Annotated in this window: 15 protein-coding genes and 5 pseudogenes; 19 read left to right on the top strand and 1 reads right to left on the bottom strand. The window is 44.9% G+C overall.

Annotation, left to right across the window (positions count from 1 at the left end):
* Positions 1-2: 2 nt before the first annotated feature.
* The 15 genes and pseudogenes from ACFI6J_RS06350 to tnpC (ACFI6J_RS06280) form a co-directional block, all read left to right on the top strand.
* Positions 3-1,178, top strand: a pseudogene (locus ACFI6J_RS06350) (IS4 family transposase).
* Positions 1,179-1,297: 119 nt separating this feature from the next.
* On the top strand, positions 1,298-1,663 hold the full coding sequence (locus ACFI6J_RS06345; protein ID WP_462585826.1) for a hypothetical protein: 366 nt from the start codon (positions 1,298-1,300) through the stop codon (positions 1,661-1,663).
* A 107-nt stretch (positions 1,664-1,770) separates the two neighbouring features.
* Positions 1,771-2,268: a DUF411 domain-containing protein gene (locus tag ACFI6J_RS06340; RefSeq protein WP_462585824.1), complete on the top strand. Its 498-nt coding sequence runs from the start codon at positions 1,771-1,773 to the stop codon at positions 2,266-2,268.
* A pseudogene (locus tag ACFI6J_RS06335) lies at positions 2,268-2,645 on the top strand (TolC family protein); the annotation flags it as partial. The gene ACFI6J_RS06340 and the pseudogene ACFI6J_RS06335, both read left to right, overlap by 1 nt.
* Positions 2,627-3,112: pseudogene (locus ACFI6J_RS06330) on the top strand (efflux RND transporter permease subunit); the annotation flags it as partial. The pseudogenes ACFI6J_RS06335 and ACFI6J_RS06330, both read left to right, overlap by 19 nt.
* 53 nt (positions 3,113-3,165) lie before the next feature.
* Positions 3,166-3,513, top strand: coding sequence for a copper resistance CopC family protein (locus ACFI6J_RS06325; protein ID WP_010558032.1), 348 nt, complete (start codon positions 3,166-3,168; stop codon positions 3,511-3,513).
* Positions 3,514-3,532: 19 nt separating this feature from the next.
* Complete coding sequence (locus tag ACFI6J_RS06320) at positions 3,533-4,420, top strand: copper resistance D family protein (RefSeq protein ID WP_024596191.1); 888 nt, start codon at positions 3,533-3,535, stop codon at positions 4,418-4,420.
* 15 nt (positions 4,421-4,435) lie between these two features.
* On the top strand, positions 4,436-4,906 hold the full coding sequence (locus tag ACFI6J_RS06315; protein WP_008467847.1) for a YybH family protein: 471 nt from the start codon (positions 4,436-4,438) through the stop codon (positions 4,904-4,906).
* A 27-nt stretch (positions 4,907-4,933) separates the two neighbouring features.
* Entirely contained in the window at positions 4,934-6,757 is a 1,824-nt protein-coding gene (locus tag ACFI6J_RS06310) for a copper resistance system multicopper oxidase (RefSeq protein WP_058405792.1), read from the top strand.
* Positions 6,754-7,614 carry a copper resistance protein B gene (locus tag ACFI6J_RS06305; protein WP_004589262.1) on the top strand — a complete coding sequence of 287 codons (861 nt, stop codon included), beginning with the start codon at positions 6,754-6,756 and terminating at the stop codon, positions 7,612-7,614. Before ACFI6J_RS06310 ends, ACFI6J_RS06305 begins: the two co-directional genes overlap by 4 nt.
* A gap of 435 nt (positions 7,615-8,049) precedes the next feature.
* Positions 8,050-8,334 carry an IS66 family insertion sequence element accessory protein TnpA gene (gene tnpA / locus ACFI6J_RS06300; RefSeq protein WP_024016272.1) on the top strand — a complete coding sequence of 95 codons (285 nt, stop codon included), beginning with the start codon at positions 8,050-8,052 and terminating at the stop codon, positions 8,332-8,334.
* Positions 8,334-8,669: an IS66 family insertion sequence element accessory protein TnpB gene (tnpB, locus tag ACFI6J_RS06295; protein ID WP_126874057.1), complete on the top strand. Its 336-nt coding sequence runs from the start codon at positions 8,334-8,336 to the stop codon at positions 8,667-8,669. Before tnpA ends, tnpB begins: the two co-directional genes overlap by 1 nt.
* A 23-nt stretch (positions 8,670-8,692) precedes the next feature.
* Complete coding sequence (gene tnpC, locus ACFI6J_RS06290) at positions 8,693-10,261, top strand: IS66 family transposase (protein WP_462585865.1); 1,569 nt, start codon at positions 8,693-8,695, stop codon at positions 10,259-10,261.
* Positions 10,262-10,413: 152 nt separating this feature from the next.
* Entirely contained in the window at positions 10,414-11,394 is a 981-nt protein-coding gene (locus ACFI6J_RS06285; RefSeq protein ID WP_462585817.1) for an IS5 family transposase, read from the top strand.
* Positions 11,395-11,542: 148 nt separating this feature from the next.
* Positions 11,543-12,328 (top strand): annotated as a pseudogene (tnpC, locus tag ACFI6J_RS06280) (IS66 family transposase); the annotation flags it as partial.
* Between the two features lie 103 nt (positions 12,329-12,431).
* Here the strand turns inward: tnpC (ACFI6J_RS06280) and ltrA are convergent.
* Positions 12,432-13,727 (bottom strand): group II intron reverse transcriptase/maturase, encoded by a 1,296-nt coding sequence (gene ltrA / locus ACFI6J_RS06275; RefSeq protein ID WP_462585815.1) that lies wholly within the window; start codon positions 13,725-13,727, stop codon positions 12,432-12,434.
* A 610-nt stretch (positions 13,728-14,337) separates the two neighbouring features.
* Between ltrA and tnpC (ACFI6J_RS06270) the strand changes: the two are divergent.
* From tnpC (ACFI6J_RS06270) to ACFI6J_RS06255, 4 genes and pseudogenes are all read left to right on the top strand, one after another.
* Positions 14,338-14,886, top strand: a pseudogene (tnpC, locus tag ACFI6J_RS06270) (IS66 family transposase); the annotation flags it as partial.
* Entirely contained in the window at positions 14,822-15,361 is a 540-nt protein-coding gene (locus ACFI6J_RS06265; RefSeq protein WP_462585813.1) for an IS630 family transposase, read from the top strand. The pseudogene tnpC (ACFI6J_RS06270) and the gene ACFI6J_RS06265, both read left to right, overlap by 65 nt.
* A 313-nt stretch (positions 15,362-15,674) precedes the next feature.
* A complete protein-coding gene (locus tag ACFI6J_RS06260; RefSeq protein ID WP_462585811.1) occupies positions 15,675-16,619 on the top strand; it encodes a thioredoxin family protein in 945 nt (314 codons plus the stop codon).
* Between the two features lie 2 nt (positions 16,620-16,621).
* Positions 16,622-18,010 (top strand): conjugal transfer protein TraH, encoded by a 1,389-nt coding sequence (locus ACFI6J_RS06255; protein WP_105934050.1) that lies wholly within the window; start codon positions 16,622-16,624, stop codon positions 18,008-18,010.
* Positions 18,011-18,012 lie beyond the last annotated feature (2 nt).

Here is an 18,012-nt window from a genome sequence, read left to right as displayed (position 1 = left end):
CCATGAATGTAAAAACAATGCTCGCCGATTTCCTCTCATTTGTCACCCCCAAATGTATGCACAAAGCCCGATTTTTAGCTGTGGGGGCGGCAGTACAAAGCTTGATGCAGAATGGCCAATGCACGGTAACGGCTATCGGCCGTAATTTTGACAGTGAAACGTCAGAAAAACACGGCATCAAACGAGCTGACCGTTTGCTAAGAAATGAAGCGCTTCAAGCAGAGGCGCCGCTTATTTATGCCGCAATGACCCGCTTGCTGCGTCAGGGCCAAAAGCCGCTCATTCTGGTGGACTGGAGCAATGCTGACACCGAAAAACGTCATTTTATCCTGCGTGCCAGCCTGGCGCTGGAAGGTCGCCCACTGACGTTACATCAAGTTGTTGTGCCGATAGACGAGTATACGTGCCCACACGTACACAAGGCGTTTTTACACCGATTAAAGCAGGTACTGCCAGCAGATTTTAAGCCGGTGATTATTACCGATGCTGGTTTTAAAGTGCCGTGGTTTAAGCAAATACGTAAGCTCGGCTGGCACTACATTGCCAGAGTGCGTGGCAACCAGACACTGCAACTGCCTGGACAAAATGACTTTGTCACCGTGGCAAAAGTGTATAAAAAGGCGCGCTCCACGCCGCAGCTATTGGGTGAAGTTCAGCTGACCAAAGCCCGGCAATATCGGACTCAAGCCGTGCTGGTGGGCACCGGTTGGAAGCTGCGAAAATCCGACAAACACAAGCAATATAAAGAGCCGTGGTTGTTGGTCTCATCCTTGCCCAATTGCTTCGGTTACGCGACGAAGATTGCCAAATGCTACGGCAAACGCATGCAAATAGAAGAGAGCTTCCGCGACCAGAAAAGCCAGACCTATGGCTTAGGTAGCGAAGCCCACCGTACTTATAAACGCGAACGATTGGAAGTGCTGTTGCTATTGGCGGCACTGGCAAATTGGTTGCACTACATGATAGGGCTGGCGGCAGAGCTGGCCGGGAAGCACTTGCAGTTCCAGGCTAACAGCATCAAGCACCGGCGCGTGTTGTCGTTTAACTATCTGGGATTACGACTATCTAAGGCCGCCCGGCTAGGTTTGACCGAAGAAGAGATGTAGGCTGCGAGGGAGAAAATCATGGTATGGGCAGCAGAGTCTGACTGGTCAGTCATCAAACTGGAAGAGAGCTGATACTATGGTCAAATTCGAGGGGATCCCTCAGCAAATATTCATAAATGTTTACATGACATCAATTTACTTATTCGAAAATTTGTATTAGCATAGGCCATGTATATTTTTATGAGAATTTTATGTCTAAAGCATTTTCAAGAGTCTTAGTAATAACGCTTATGCTGGTTGCCTTTGTAGGGCAAGCATTTGCGTATTCTGCTATGTCTTGCGAAATGTCATCAGGTTCTCACGAATCACACATGAACATGAACATGAACATGAACATGGATCATGGTGATATGAATAAAAGCAGTAATGGTCAATCAGAAGATTGTTGTGACGTTGAATGTATTTGTCCTGCAAATGCTTGCTCATCTACGACAGTCCTAAATTCCAGTATTGACTCGACAGATATTCAAATATTCAGTGAATCTGTAGCTGCTCTGCAATCTAAACAACCTCATTCAATTTCCACTTCCCTTTATCGTCCACCAATTTTTGCCTAATACAGGATTAGTGCGTCCAAATTTCGCGCACATGTAATTAATTTTTCTGTTAGTCAATATAGCGTCGTAGCGCTATAGATATTTTCCAGCGATGTCTGGGGGCAAAAATGATCAATAAGTATTTAAAAATAGCAGTAGTAATGCTGCTTTCACCTGCGTTTGCAAACGCCAACGAACATAACCATGCACACAATAACGACGTAACATCTTTGGAGTTAATCGTTTATAAAACCCCTACTTGTGGGTGTTGTAAAAAATGGATAACTCATATTGAAGACAAAGGGATCGTTGCGCATTCCAAAGATTTCCGAAACATCGGCAACATCAAAACTAAGTATGGTATCAAACCTAATTACCGTTCATGCCACACGGCAGTGAGTAGAAATGGATTTGCCTTTGAAGGTCATATACCTGCTAAATTTATTCAGCAGTTCTTATCAGAAGAACATCCCAATGCGATTGGGCTTTCAGTTCCAGCAATGCCAGTTGGCTCTCCCGGTATGGAAGTCGATGACCGCTTTATGCCATACAACGTGTTAATTCTATTTAAAGATGGAACGAGCAAAGTCTATGCAAAAGTTAAAACATACGAGGAGCAATTCTAATGAAATTGAACTCTTCAAACCTTACTTCACTTTCAACTGCATTAATACTCGGCTTATCTGTATTCTCAGCTCAAGCTGAGAAAGTAGTGTCGCTTGAATAAGCTATCACCTTAGCTCAGCAAAATGATCCTTGGCTTCATGGTAGCCGGTTGAAACAAAGTGCAGTTGAAAATAGAAGTATTGCTTCAGGTACTTTGCCTGATCCGAAAGTATCGCTAGGGATAATGAATTTACCAACAGATACTTGGGATTTAGATCAGGAAGGAATGACTCAGCTAAAGGTTGGCGTCTCTCAAATGTTTCCGAGAGGCGACAGTCTAGAGATCAAGAAAGACCAGTTACAAATTGAGTCCACGAAATTTCCACTGTTACGAGAGCGATGATTGGTGGCTTATGGTTGATGTATCTGGAAGGGTTTAACTTCTCTGTGGCTGTTGGCGTGGGCTTTATTGCTCTAGCTGGGGTAGCGGTTGAGATTGGTGTGATAATGTTGGTCTATCTCAATCAGGCACTTGCTGAGCTTAAGGAAAAAGCTGAAGAGCGAGCTGAACCTATCTCTGATGATGCATATCAAGATGCATTATTGCACGGTGCAGGCTTACGAGTTCGTCCAGTAATGATGACAGTTGCAACAATCATTATCGGCTTGATGCCCATTTTATATGGTACAGGAACAGGTTCGGAGATTATGAGTCGTATTGCTGCACCTATGGTAGGCGGAATGACAAGTGCTGTGCTACTCACTCTTATTGTGCTCCCAGTAATTTACTCAATCGTTAAAAAGCCAGAATTAAACGCCTTTAACAAGGAGCTTTCTAAGGCGGAGCTAAAAAGTAATGCTTAGCGAAGTTAAGAAACCATAAATAGCAATTTCAATAAACTAAAATAGAGGTAAATATGAAAAAACTAATTAAATTTTTAACCGTAATCAGTGTCGTTTTTAGTAGTGCGGTATTTGCGCATGTGCATCTTGAAAAAAGTGTGCCTGCTGATAATGCAATGCTAATGAATCCTCCAGAAGAGTTAACTTTGGTGTTCACCAAAGAGGTACGGGTTGTAAAAGTTTCATTGGCCAATAAACAAGGCGAAGAATTTAAATTTGGATTCGAGCCTTCTAAAGTCGCTACTAGCAAATTTACATGGAAACTACCTAAATTAGCTCCTGCAAACTATGCTGTGGATGTAACCTTCTTAGGTAACGATGGTCATAAAATGAAACATAGCTTCGGCTTTATGGTTCACTAAAATAGGCGGTGTGATTGATATGGAAATGTATATCTGGAATACAGTCATTGTACTGTCAAAAATTGTATTTTACGTCGGCTTTGCCTGTATTGCAGGTTATACATTTTTCAGGCAAATATTTGAGAATAATGAATCTCATACTAATGCTGTAATAGCGAATTTAACGTGGACAAGAACTTATATAGTTATGGCTTTGATCGCTAATATTACTTGGTTCTTTGCCAGTACTGGTGCAATGGCAGAAGAGGGAATTCAGGGGGCGATAGACGCTGATATATTGGCTATTATGTGGGACTCCTCTGTCGGCACTGGAGCTTTGCTTCGAGCGCTTGGGCTAGTTACCGCAATAATCGCTTTAGCTTTAAGGTTCAAACTCGCTGTGAACTCGTACTTAAAACAAAGCGCTTTAATGTTGAGTTTATTAATCCTTGCATACTCATTCACGTTACTGGGTCATATTTCTGAGTTAGGCACAATTGAAAAAGGCTTGCTTATTTTGCATGTGCTCGTTATGGCATGGTGGTTTGGGGCGTTATTGCCACTAAAACAGGCTTGCCATCAGCTAAGTTATGCAGAACTTCATTTGCTGATGGAAAGCTTTGGCAAACAAGCAAGTTTTACATTGAGCCTATTGTTGGTAGCAGGCCTCTGGCTCGTGATTCAATTGGTCGGAAGTCTTGATGCACTAATAAGCTCAAGTTACGGACAAACACTGTTGTTTAAATTGGCCCTTGTAGTGTCTATTTTGGCACTTGCTGCTAAACATAAACTAATACTCGTTCCACAACTTAAAAATAGTCAAGGCAGAGAGGCTTTATCTAAATCTATCTCGATAGAAATGGTAGTAGCTTTTGCCATTTTATCTGTAACGGCTGGGCTTACTAGTGTTGTTGGCCCTGCAAATTAAAACCTAAAAGAGAGAATGAAAATGAAAACAATAAATATATTACTCGTTTTATTAATGACGTTTAGTTTCGCAGCAAACGCTCATGGTGATAAGAACAAAGACAAAGGTTTGTTTAAAGGTATAGATACCCCTGCCGCAAAAGTTGTTTTGGCATTTCATCAAGCACTTGAAACTGGCAATCAAAAACAGGCTAGAGCGCAGTTAGCGGATGATGTCACCATTTTCGAGGGAGGCCGCGTTGAAAGGAGCGCTGATGAATATGCTCATCATCATATGTTGTCGGATATGAAGTATTTAGCAGCGATGAAGAGCGACACACTTGAACATCAAGTGACGATACTTGGAAATACCGCTATCTCTGCGTCGCGTAGTCAAACTACAGGTACTCATAAAGGTGTTGAACGCGATTATCAAGGCATGGAAACGATGGTGCTGGAAAAACAAAATGGTGAATGGAAGATTAAGCACATTCATTGGTCACATTAACTTATTGGTTAAATAACGGAGTACAAAATGAGAATTAAAAGTCCATTACATCAAGTTTCTACGCCACGTAGACGCTTTGTACAAGGTGTAATTGCTGGCGGTGTATTAGCTGCTTTTCCAAGTGTTCTTCATGCAGCTTCATCTTTGATTGCTGGAACTTCAACAGGTACTGCGCCCGAACTAAGTGGAGAAGTAATAGATTTAGTGATAGATGAGTCACCCGTAAACTTCACAGGTGTTGTAAGAATGGCTACAACAATCAATGGCTCAATACCAGCTCCTACCTTGCGCCTCAGAGAAGGTGATGACGTTACTATCAGGGTAACTAATAAATTATCAGTGCCGAGTTCAATTCATTGGCATGGGATCATTCTTCCGTATCAAATGGATGGCGTACCGGGTATTAGCTTTAAAGGTATAATGCCGGGTGAAACCTTTGTTTATAAATTTAAGCTGCAACAAAGCGGCACATATTGGTATCACTCACACAGTGGCTTTCAAGAAATGACAGGTATGTACGGCGCATTAATTATTGAGCCAAGAGAAAAGGATATTATTAGTGCTGACAATGAGCATGTCATCCAATTGTCTGATTGGACTGATGATGACCCAATGGATTTGTTTCGCAAGTTAAAAGTACAGAGCGATGTATTTAACTTTAATCAACCTACTGTTCCAGAGTTTTTTGATGACATTTCAAATAGCAGCGTTTCAAATGCGCTACAACGCCGGGAAATGTGGAATAAAATGAGAATGAACCCTACAGATCTTGCAGACTTATCAGCATCTGCAATGACTTTTTTAATGAATGGTTGTGCGCCTTTGACAAACTGGCGTGGAATGTTTAAAGCTGGCGAAAAGGTTAGGCTTAGATTTATTAACGGTTCTAGCAATACGTTTTTTGATGTAAGAATACCTGAGCTGAAGTTAACAGTTGTACAAGCTGATGGACAAAATGTTGAACCTGTGACAGTAGATGAATTTAGATTTGGTCCCGGTGAAACTTATGATGTACTTGTCGAGCCAAAAAATGATGCATATACGATTTTTGCACAAAGCATGGATCGCTCAGGTTATGCTAAAGGTACTTTATCAATGGCACCTAACGTTGATGCACCAGTACCTTCTTTAGACCCCGTTGAGTGGTTAACGATGACAGATATGATGGGCAATATGACCCATGATAGTGTGCATTCTACAATGGCTGATACGGCAGGTATGTCGGGCATGAATTCTAATAAAATGGATCATAGTGCAATGGGTCATGGAGCGATGGCAATGGATCATAGTAAACATGGAATGACTAAAAACCCATTAGCTGTTGCTAGCACTAAAGTGCGTCATGCAAAAACAGAGTATGGAGCTTCTGTTGATATGCGTGTTGATATGCCTAGAACAAACCTTGATGATCCCGGTATAGGTTTACGTAAAAATGGACGCCGTGTTTTAACACTTGCAGATTTACATTCTCTTGAGGGAATTACAAACCAGCAAGAGCCAGAGGCTGAAATTGAATTACATTTAACTGGAAACATGGAGCGTTATAGCTGGTCATTTGATGGCTTGGAATTTGGAAAAAGCACGCCAGTTCACATGAAGCATAATCAACGTTTAAGAGTTATTTTACAAAACGATACAATGATGACACATCCCATGCACCTGCATGGTATGTGGAGCGATTTGGAGAATGAAAAAGGTGATGTACAGGTTCGTCGCCATACTATCCCTGTACAACCAGCGCAAAGAATTAGTTTTTTAACAACACCTCATGACGTAGGTCGCTGGGCATGGCATTGCCATTTATTATTCCACATGGATGCAGGTATGTTTAGAGAGGTAGTTGTATCATGAAAAAATTAATACTAACCAATACGTTAAGACTATTATTAATAGGTTTGCCCCTTATAAGTGTATCTGTATCTGCAAAAGATGAGATGACTGAGATGGGTGATTCTAAAATGCAAGCACAAGGTGGAGATGCACCTAAAGATGCTAGAGACCCCCATGCTTATGCAGCAGGTACAACTTTGACTGAAGGCCCTTATGCACTCAGTAGCGACAAACGACTGACTTTGGCAGATGAGCATTCATTTTACGCGCTACTAGGGGATCGTCTTGAATATAATGAGCAAACAAACGCAGGTGTTTTTGACTTTCAGGCATGGTATGGCACTACTTTTGATAGATTAGTCATCAAAACTGAAGGAGATTTTAGCGAAGGTAATTTAGAGGAGAACCAAACAGATTTTCTATGGGGCCACGCAATATCTGCTTATTGGGATACACAAGTCGGTATTCGACTTGATTACAATAACGAAGGTGAAAACCGCAAATGGCTAGCTTTTGGTTTACAAGGTCTAGCCCCCTACTGGTTTGAAATTGATATGACTGCGTATTTAGGAGAGCAAGGTAATAGTGCATTTTCGATCGAAGCTGAGTATGAGCTATTACTTACTCAAAAGTTAATTGTTCAACCACGAGCAGAGTTGACGCTTTACGGTAAGGATGACGTCCAAAATAACCTTGGTAGTGGCTTGTCTAGCAGTGCTATTGGTTTTCGGGTTCGTTATGAGTTTACCCGCCAGTTTGCTCCCTATGTTGGCGTTGAGTGGACAAATAAATTTGGTAATACAGCCGACTTTGCGAAGTTAAATGGGCAAAGTACTCGTGATACTGCTTTTGTTGCAGGTATCAAGTTCTGGCTCTGATATGAAGAAATACTATATTGACTTGATGAGAGCTACCGCAACTATATTGATGGTAGCTTTCGTTTTTTGGGATTTAAACCATTTTAGTTATGTTAGGAAAGGCCTAGCTAATAGTTTTTTTGGAAAGAACTAAGAGCAGTAATAGTAAGCTACTTCTTGTTTTCAGTCGGTGCCAGTCTGGTGTATACCTATCAAGGTGGAATATCAGCTAAGAAGTAAAGTTGGCGAATGGTTAAGGTTAAAGAGTCAAGGCAAAAAACATCGCCATTGAAAGACGTACAATAGGCCATTTTATCACTTTTGATGAACGGGAATTGGATGTGCCCGGGATAGAACCGATTGTTGCAAAGTAAGCGATCAATTTAGACCGTCTTTTCCCGGCGGAGCTACCCCGTAAAATGGTCCCCGTAGATTTTACTCACGGAGACTTAATCGATGGCAACAAAAAGACGAACACGCGAGCAATGGCAGGAATTGATTGATAAGCAAGCAGCAGGCGAACTGACAGTCAGTGAATTTTGTGCACAGCATGCGTTAACAGTATCAAACTTCTATCTGTGGCGTAAAAAACTGAGCGATGATAGCCAATCGCTTGCGCAGCAAGATAACTGGCTTGCCTTTGATATGCCAGCAAGTGCGAACCAGAGCGCAGGCTCTGCCTGGGAGATTGAACTGGCATTACCCGGTGGTGTGGTGCTGCGGATGAACCGGGCTGCCTGATGTTACCCTTATCCAATGGGCGTATTTGGCTGTATACCGGTAATACCGATATGCGCAAACAGTTTGATGGGCTGGCGGCACTGGTACAGGGCAAACTGGGGATGCAAGCGCATTGTGGTGACTGGTTTGTGTTTATCAATAAACGCCGTACCCAGCTCAAGGTGTTGTATTACTACCAGGGCGGTTATTGTTTGTGGAGTAAACGGTTAGAAAAAGGCACCTTCGCCAAAGTCACTGACGGTACAGCAAAAACACCATTAAACAGTGCTCAGTTACAGTGTTTGATTGATGGCATTTACTGGCAAAAAGACAAACAAAACAGGCGATTTAATTGACTGATTTTGTTATAATTTACGCCATGAAAACACATTCTATTAGTCACCTTTCACCGTCTGAAATTGAGGCTGCCTTTGCTCATCAAGCTGAGGAGATTGCGCAACTCAAGCATCAACTGGACTGGCTTAAACGCCAGTTGTTCGGGCGTAAGTCTGAAAAAGTGTTAGTGGATAATCCGGCGCAGAGCAGTTTGTTTGATGAGGGTGAGACACACGCCTTACCGGCAGACACCAAACCGGTGAAGGCCCATACCCGTTCCTCACAAAAGCAACGTCGCGACTCGGATGTGAATGATGACGGCCTACGCTTTGATGAGACGGTGCCTCAGCTGATTATTGATGTGCCTGCGCCTGAGTTACAGGGGGCGGATGCCGACCAGTATGATGTCGTGGATATCAAAGAAACCCGTCGCTTAGCACAACAGCCCGGCAGTTATGTGGTACTGGTGTATCGTCGTCAGGTCGTGCGTCATAAAACCACGCAAACCCTTAAGGATACCCCAGCCCCCATCAATGTACTGGAAGGCTGTTACTGCGATGTCTCACTACTCGCTGGGCTGATGGTGGATAAAGCGGTATATCACTTACCGCTTCACCGCCAACATCAACGGATGCTCGATAGCGGTATCACCCTTAGCCGGGCTACCTTAATCAACTGGATACAACAAGGCATTGAGCTGCTTCGGCCCATCGCCAAGGCCCAGTGGCAGCACATTCTGCAAAGCAACATACTGACCATGGATGAAGTGCCCATTAAAGCCGGGCGTACCAAAGGGGCTGGCCGAAAACCGGGGCAAATGAAACAAACCTACTTCTGGCCGATGTACGGTGACAGTGATGAGGTGGCGTTTACCTGGAGTCACAGCCGGGGCATGTTGCATGCCAAAGCACAGCTACAGGACTTTACCGGTACCTTGCTGACCGACGGCTATGCCGCTTACACCAAAACGGTTGAACAATTAAATCAACACGAACTGCAGATTGTGCACGCTGCCTGTTGGGTACACATGCGCAGAGGCTTTGAAAAAGCCCTCGACAGTGAGCCGCAAACAGCGCAACAGGCACTGGATATCATCGCCACGCTCTACCGGCATGAAAAACACATCCGGGATAAGCAATCAGACCTGGCTGATATCCATACCTACCGGCAACAACACAGCGAACCCTTAGTCACTGAGTTCTTCCGGTGGGTCTACCAACAACGCCAGCGCACCGATTTACTGCCCAAATCCCCCTTCGCCAAGGCGCTTCACTATGCGCATGAGCGGGAGAGCCAACTCAAGGTGTTCCTGAGTAACCCGGCGTTACCCCTGGATACCAATCATCTGGAACGGGCACTGCGGGTTATTCCCATGGGCAGAAAAAACTATTTGTTCTGCTGGTCCGAACTCGGGGCTGAACAACTGGGCATATTACAAAGCCTGATGGTGACTTGCCGCCTGCAAGGCGTCAATCCCTACCATTACCTCGTGGATGTATTGCAGCGTGTAGCACTGCATCCGGCCAAAGACGTACTCGACCTGACGCCAAGAGTCTGGAAAGAGAGATTCGCGGACAAAAAATTAACGAGCGACTTAGATAAAATGGGGTGATCCGGGTCTATATTGATCGCTTACGTTGCAAAGTACTGCGCTTAAAGCTGAACAATTGGAAAAATGATCCATTACTCAATACCTAGGGAAGATGCGAATAAGTCCCCGATGTGAGATCATAGCTGCATAGTAAATCACAGCCATTACCGCCCATGAGCCAACAGTTAACTTTTGCCGATAGTGAGTTTTCCAGCAAGCGCCGCCAGACTCGTAAAGAGATATTCTTATCCAGAATGGATAAACTGCTGCCGTGGCCTCAACTGCTGGAAGTGATTGAACCCTTTTATCCTAAAGCTGGCAATGGCAGACGTCCGTACGCGCTTGAGACCATGTTTTGCATTCATTGTATGCAGCAATGGTATAGCCTCGGTGATGAAGCCATGGAAGATGCATTATATGAAATTGCCTCGATGCGTCAGTTTGCGCAACTGTCATTGGATAAAGCCATTTCAGACCGCACTACCATTATGAACTTCCGGCACTTGCTGGAAAAGCACAAGCTGACTCGCAAATTATTCAAAACGGTCAACCAATGGCTGTCGGACTGCGGTGTGATGATGACGCAAGGAACATTGGTGGATGCGACGATTATTGAAGCTCCCAGCTCCACTAAAAACAAAAAGAATGAACGTGACCCGGAGATGCATCAGACCAAGAAAGGCAATGAATGGCACTTCGGTATGAAAGCCCATATTGGTGTGGATGCCAAGAGTGGCCTGACCCATACGCTGGTGACCACCGCCGCCAACGATCATGACCTTAATCAGATGAAGAACCTGTTGCATGGCGATGAGGAATTCATCTCTGGCGACGCTGGATATCAAGGCGCAGAGAAGCGTGAAGAACTAAAAGAAAAGGATGTGGAATGGCTGATTGCCGAACGCCCCGGAAAAGTCCGGGCACTGAAAATGCATCCTCGCAAGAACAAAACGGCCATTAACATCGAATACTTAAAAGCCAGCATCCGGGCGAAAGTGGAGCATCCGTTTCGGATCATCAAATGTCAGTTTGGTTTTATCAAAGCACGCTATAAAGGGCTGATGAAGAATGACTCACAGTTAGCCATGCTATTCACCTTGGCGAACCTGTTTAAAGTAGACCAGATGTTACGACGACAGCCAGGATCTGTCTAAAATCCGGGAATAACCCGGGATTAGGCCAAAATCAGGCCTAAAACGGCAGTATATTGGCCGAAATTGAAAATTTAGCGTTCAAAAATTAGACGGCGAATGCAAAGGCTGGTTCAAGAACTAAATTGCAGGACTTATTCGCAGTTTCCTTAACGAAGCGGAAGAACTGGTTGTTGAATCTGAAACAGCCGAAGAAACGATTAGCTATACCCGCAAAAAGCCCACACGTAAACCGCTACCTAAAGACCTGCCTCGTGAAGTTATCGTTCACGATATTAGCGACGAAGAAAAAATCTGTGGCTGTTGTGCGGGCGAATTACATCGCATTGGTGAAGATAAGTCAGAGAAGCTTCAGTTTATTCCTGCACAGGTTAAAGTGATAGAGCATGTTCGCCCTAAATATGCGTGCCGTACCTGTGAAAAGGACGGTATCAGCAACACGATTAAACAAGCGCCCGTACCTCACAGCGTGATTCCAAAAGGCTACGCAACGCCAAGCTTGTTAAGTCAAATCATCACCAGCAAATATCAGTATGGGTTACCGCTTTATCGACAAGAAGCGATGTTCAAACAGCACGGTATTGAATTAAGCCGTAAGACGATGGCGGACTGGATAATCCGCTGTGCTGAGTTGTTTAAACCGCTTTATGAGCAGCTTCATCAACACCTGTTAAAGCAACCTGTTATCGCGGCGGGTGAAACCACGCTAAAAGTGGTTGAGTCTGAAAAAGCGAACAGCTATATGTGGTTGTACGCCAGTGGCGCTGATTCACCTAGCGGTAATATCCCCGATACAGCGACATCCAATATCGTGTTGTACGATTATCACAATAGTCGCGCTGGGCAATGCGCAGTAGACTTCCTTAATGGCTATAACGGCTACTTACAAGTGGATGGCTATCAAGGCTACGAGCAAACGCAAGCGACCCTTATCGGTTTCCGAGTAGATGAGGACATTACTGCCCTCACCCCTCACAGACCCGGACGAGCGCAATTAACGCATCCGGTTCTTCATAACAGTTTATTCGCTGCGTAGCGCATTAAACATAACGATGATAGATCCTTGGAATCGCCAATGGGAAGCGTTTAAGCATTAGCGTGAATCGTACCCAAGGAATGTAACTTTTCCTAGAACGGCGACCTAGCCACTTATGCCATAGACGCTCCACTTTATGGTGGAGACGTTTAAGTGATTTTATGTTTCCAGTGATCCCAAAGTAGACAAAGTGTCCCACTAGCCTTCGATTTAACCATTCCCACTGCAAATCCAGCGGTTTATGGCGCATCTTTTGGCACAGCACATTAAATGCCTTTAGTGTTCGAGCGAGCCTATTCTTCGCTGTCTTTTGACAAACAACAAAGTGACCACGTCGAGACCGCCCCCAGTAATGGGTAAAGCCTAGAAAATCAAAATTAACGCACTTACCGCGTTGGATATTCGTTTTTCGATACCGAAATCGAAAATCTACGCGGCGAGTTTTGTCAGGGTGCAGTGTCAGTCCATAACGCGTAAAGCGTTTGGTTAAGACTTGTTGAACACGATAACAATCCTCGTAATGTTCAAACACCATAACAAAATCGTCCGCAAACCGAGTCAAACTTGAACGCCCAAGCATGCGAGCTTTAACCGAATTGGCAAACCATTCATCCAATACATAGTGCAAATATATATTTGCTAGCAAAGGAGAAATAACACCGCCTTGTGGCGTCCCGATTACAGACTTCTTTAGTTTACTCCCATCCATCACACCGGCTTTTAGCCATTTGTCTATCATTTTACGAATAACGCCATCCGTCACTCGTTGGTCTAAAAAGTTTCTCAACTGAGTATGTTCAATAGTATCGAAATACTGCTGTATATCCACGTCTAGTACCCACTTACCCCCGTCATCCATGATGTGATTACGAAGACTTTGTAGCGCTTGGTGCGCAGAGTAGCCCGGTCGAAAACCAAATGAACAATCATAGAACGTCTGTTCGTATATTGGCTCCAGTAGCATTACAACGGCACGTTGAACAAGCTTGTCTTCAAATGTGGGGATCCCAAGTGGACGCAACTTACCATCGCCCTTGGGAATATACACGCGACGAATAGCAGGCGCTCGATAGCGTCCAGACTTGACTCTTTCAAGCAATGATTGCAGATTTGCATCCAAGTGCTGTTCATAGTCACGTGCTGTTTCACCATCTATGCCGACTGCACCATCTTTACGCGTGAGCCTATACGCTTCATATAGCCATTCAATATTCAGTAGATGATTGAGTGATGTGAACACGAGTTTCGGTTTCTCTTTAGCCAATTTGGCTATCTGTTGTTGTTTCGTTGACACAATCATCGGTTTCTGTGCACCTCTATGTTTCCCATCAACAGTTAAAAAGTTATGGTGCGCCCTTTCCTCGTTAGGGTCCTCCTGAGCAGAGTTCCCCCAAGTCAACAGTACTATGGCGCACTAAGACTTCCAGCATCTACTACCTAATCACTTATGGATTCGCTTTTAAGCTCCTGAGCGCGCTTCCTGTTCGCTCTGTCTGATTGGAAGCCATTATCAGACAGCCCGGCTTTGTTAATAGCTAGAGCCAAACGCTTAATAATACTCAGGTCAATACTGGATCTCACAGGTTCCTGAGAATTCCATCCTGTACCTTTGCCCCGGCCATAGATCCCGGTCGGACAATACATCTCTTACCATTACGATATGTACTGTACTGACCCCATTCCCAACAAAATGAAGCCTCCAACGTGAACATGATATCGAGACTCCATCCCGCGGCTTTAGTACCTGCTGCCTACGCTTCACGAATAACGTTGCCGTCACCCATGCAAGACTCGCTTCCGGCTAGTGGTTAGCTTTTACCGGGAGGGAGTTGAACCCTCTGGAATTCAACGAATAATTTTGGTTACAACATAATTACCTCCTTTATTCTCAGGCTTAGCCTGTCGCAAGCTGGGCACATGCACGTCGTAAGTTCATGGAAGCCAAAAAAGGTGCGGGTAAGAAAGGCAGCGGAAAAGCAGATTGGGCACTCAATCATATCCAAAAGCTCTACCGCATCGAAACGCAGCTAAACGATAAAACGGTCGAAGTGCGCTACCTTACCAGACAAGAAAAGAGCCTACCGTTGCTCAATCAGCTTCACGCATGGCTAATGAAATCAGTTCAACAAGTGTTACCGAAAACCAAATTAGGCGAAGCGATACAATACTGCTTGAACCAATGGGAAAAGCTTGTACGTTATACACTCGACGGCCACCTAAAGATTGATAATAATCGCGCTGAGCGCGCGATTAAACCGTTCGTGATAGGCAGAAAAAACTGGCTATTTAGTCAAACCGCCACGGGCGCAAACGCCAGCGCAACGCTCTACAGTATCATCGAAACCGCTAAAGCTAACGACCTCAATGTGTTCGAGTATGTGATGACTTGCCTTGATGAACTCAGCAAGCCCGACGTCGATATCGAGCAACTGCTACCATGGCAGTTTGTTAAGCGATAGGTGGTATTGCCGGACGCTTACCTTTAAAGGTAAACAGCGTAAGGTAGCTACACCCGGCCAGAATAAGAAACACTATCTGGCGGGGGCACTGCACAGCCAGACAGGACAAATCAGTTATGTTGGTGGTGAGCGCAAGACCAGTGATTTGTTTATTGCGCTGTTGGAGCAACTGAAAGGGCAATACCGGCGAGCGAAAAGTATCACGCTAATTGTGGATAATTACATCATCCATAAGAGCAAAAAAACGCAGAAATGGCTGAATGAGAACCCAAAGTTCAAGCTCTTGTTTTTACCGGTATACAGCCCGTGGCACAACAAAATTGAAAAGCTATGGCATGCGTTGCATGAAACGATAACCCGTAACCATCAGTGTAAGAACATGGATGACTTACTGGAGCAGGTATACCACTTTATGGACACAGCGGCTCCGTTCCTAGGTGGCAAGCATGGCTTGAAGCAGGTGTATCACAATTAGGAGCAGTTATTTAGTCAGCAGTAAATCCCTAGCATGGACTTGCATCTGGCACCAAACTCTACGCAGTTCTTTTCCATGTGCCGCGCAAAAACTTTAGCTCAAAACCGTTCAGTATTCGGTAATGCTGAAGTGAACGTTGATGTCCGCTATTCGCTCAAAGCGGTCCAATCATAAATTTGGCTCGTTAAAATTAGCTGTTGTTACTGGTCACAACAGCTAGTCAGAAAAACACACGATTCATTCATCTATCTGGCCAATCGCTCTTACCGGGATCATTAGCATGTTAGCTCTATGAAATTTTCTGGAGCTGACAATGAGAACCCCCTTGTTCCCTTGGTTCATCCTATGGGTGACCATCCCAATCATTATTTTCTTGCTATTCATCTTGCCCGCCCATGCCAGTGATGGACCATTCTATCAGCGTGGTCAGGAAGGCTGGTTTTGGTATCAGGTTATTCCTGAACCTGAGCAGCCTGATGAGCTGATAGAGCCGGAAACTGGTGTCGTGGAGTCCAGTCAGAGCGAACTAAAGCCCTTCAGTGCCGCATGGTTCCGAGAGCATATGCAATCGTTCATGGACAAGGCAATTGATGAGCCGACGAATGAGAACGTCAGGGCTTATCTGTATCTTCAGCGCGTCATGATGGATAAGGGTTCACAGTTTGCTGATGTTAGTCAGCAGGTGGTCATGGGCGATCCTGTTTTGGATGAAATCAGTCGCAGACCCTTGGCGACCTATGCTGCCAATCGGATGGATCGAGAAGCTGGCGCTCAACGCGATGTAGCTTTAGGTGAAGTAGCAAAACGGGCTGGCTTGTTCTTCTTCTATCGTTCGGATTGCCCTTACTGCCACGCTCAAGCGCCTATCATCGAATCCATGGCTTTGAACTACGGTTTCGAGGTGTTTGCTATTGCTGTCGATGGCTTGCCTTTACCAAGTGGAGAATTTCCAAATTACAAAGTCGATTCAGGACAAGCACAATCGTTGTCCGTTACGACTGTTCCTGCGGTCTTCTTAGTAGACCCGCCTAATGTCATCACTCCGATTGGCCAGGGCGCAATGAGCCTTGATGAGCTCAATAATCGAATCATTCTTGCAGCCCATCAAGCCGGTTGGATTGACGATCAAACTTACTATGCCACCAGACCTGTTCAGCCCGGCGTTTCACTCGCGATGTCAGCCCAAGAGCTTAACGAAAAAATATTACAGGACCCTGAGTTCCTTGTTCGCTATCTGCGTGCACAAGGAGGGTTATAACGATGAAAAAAGTATTCCAAGTATCGCTAATCGCCTGTGCGATTGGTTTTTCATCTATGAGCCAAGCAAGCTTGCAACAGGAGATGAATCAGTTGTTTGGTTCAATGACCAACACCACTGCGCCTGGTGTATTCGAGAGTCAGCGGCGTGGCGTTATATCTGGTGGAAGTGTTGTTGTTCGTAACAGGATCATGAACGAGAACCTCGTCTCTATGGTGCCTCCGTCATTCCAAGCCGGTTGTGGCGGCATTGATATGTTCGCTGGAAGTTTGTCATTTGTTAATGCAGATCAGTTTGTTCAATTACTTCGCTCTGTAGCGGCAAATGCCAAGGGATACGCATTCCAATTGGCGCTCAGTGCTATGTGTGAGAAATGCTCCCAGCACATGGAGACACTGCAAAAGAAAATCCAGCAGTTGAACGAGTATTTTGGCAATTCCTGTCAAATGGCTCAGGGAGTCGTGAACGATACCCTGGCCGCCTTTGGTAAGAAGGGGCAAACAGAGGCCAGCATGTTGAGCTCACTTAAAGGGGCTGGAGACATTTTTACCAGTTGGAGTGAGTCCAATGGTAAGAACCCTTACGAGAATGCTTCAAGTGTCGCGGCATCTGATGTGAACAAAACGATTAAAGGTAACTTGGTCTGGCGAGCACTGAAACGTCACTCGGCATCAAGCTGGTTTGCATCGGGGGATGACCGTTTTCTTGAAGCGGTTATGTCCGTGACGGGCTCGATCATCGTTGGTGATTTAGCGAATGCGGCTGATGGTCAAGGTAAAGCCCCAAAACTGACCAGACTGAATGGCAATAAAGTGACTATTGAGCATCTAATTCATGGCGGTAACGTCGCTATGTACCGATGTGACACAGTGACACAAGACGGCTGTCTAAATCCGACAATCACTAACGTGACCCTAACCGGGTTATCAACTCAGGTCGAAAATTTACTTCTTGGTACAGGTTCTAGTAACGGCATTATATTTAAGTTTGCTCGAAATACTGGGGCAGCTAGCACCACCGAAAAGGCTTTTATGACCTCGGCTCCTGCAAGTATTGGCGGCATGATTCGAACACTTTCTGCATTAAATGAAGGGGCTGCTAGGTCGTTTGCTTCAAGAGCTGCGCCATTTATTGCTGTTGAGATGGCCCGAGCATTGGTTGAAGACATGCTCAATGCAGCTAGAAGTACCTCCGGTGTGGAAGATCATGCCTATGCGAAGTTGTTAACGGAAGACCTTGAACGTGCACGTCGCCAAATCAATGAGGAATACGCCGCGTTACAGCGAAGATACGGTTCAGAGCAAGAATTGCTGGCGCATTTTAACCAGGTGATTCAGACCATTCGCAAGCAGCGTTATTACACCGTTAAATCTACGGCACTGGGGGAATAGGT

The sequence above is a fragment of the Alteromonas sp. G4i13 genome, from assembly GCF_054960505.1.
Note: the sequence above shows the minus strand (reverse complement) of the source record. Positions and strands in the feature narration are given on the sequence as shown.

Excerpts from the sequence above, each read along its gene's own strand:
- ACFI6J_RS06345 (WP_462585826.1), top strand. The coding sequence starts at position 1,298 with ATGTCTAAAGCATTTTCAAGAGTCTTAGTAATAACGCTTATGCTGGTT.
- ACFI6J_RS06340 (WP_462585824.1), top strand. The coding sequence starts at position 1,771 with ATGATCAATAAGTATTTAAAAATAGCAGTAGTAATGCTGCTTTCACCT.
- ACFI6J_RS06325 (WP_010558032.1), top strand. The coding sequence starts at position 3,166 with ATGAAAAAACTAATTAAATTTTTAACCGTAATCAGTGTCGTTTTTAGT.
- ACFI6J_RS06320 (WP_024596191.1), top strand. The coding sequence starts at position 3,533 with ATGGAAATGTATATCTGGAATACAGTCATTGTACTGTCAAAAATTGTA.
- ACFI6J_RS06315 (WP_008467847.1), top strand. The coding sequence starts at position 4,436 with ATGAAAATGAAAACAATAAATATATTACTCGTTTTATTAATGACGTTT.
- ACFI6J_RS06310 (WP_058405792.1), top strand. The coding sequence starts at position 4,934 with ATGAGAATTAAAAGTCCATTACATCAAGTTTCTACGCCACGTAGACGC.
- ACFI6J_RS06305 (WP_004589262.1), top strand. The coding sequence starts at position 6,754 with ATGAAAAAATTAATACTAACCAATACGTTAAGACTATTATTAATAGGT.
- tnpA (WP_024016272.1), top strand. The coding sequence starts at position 8,050 with ATGGCAACAAAAAGACGAACACGCGAGCAATGGCAGGAATTGATTGAT.
- tnpB (WP_126874057.1), top strand. The coding sequence starts at position 8,334 with ATGTTACCCTTATCCAATGGGCGTATTTGGCTGTATACCGGTAATACC.
- tnpC (WP_462585865.1), top strand. The coding sequence starts at position 8,693 with ATGAAAACACATTCTATTAGTCACCTTTCACCGTCTGAAATTGAGGCT.
- ACFI6J_RS06285 (WP_462585817.1), top strand. The coding sequence starts at position 10,414 with ATGAGCCAACAGTTAACTTTTGCCGATAGTGAGTTTTCCAGCAAGCGC.
- ltrA (WP_462585815.1), bottom strand. The coding sequence starts at position 13,727 with ATGATTGTGTCAACGAAACAACAACAGATAGCCAAATTGGCTAAAGAG.
- ACFI6J_RS06265 (WP_462585813.1), top strand. The coding sequence starts at position 14,822 with ATGAACTCAGCAAGCCCGACGTCGATATCGAGCAACTGCTACCATGGC.
- ACFI6J_RS06260 (WP_462585811.1), top strand. The coding sequence starts at position 15,675 with ATGAGAACCCCCTTGTTCCCTTGGTTCATCCTATGGGTGACCATCCCA.
- ACFI6J_RS06255 (WP_105934050.1), top strand. The coding sequence starts at position 16,622 with ATGAAAAAAGTATTCCAAGTATCGCTAATCGCCTGTGCGATTGGTTTT.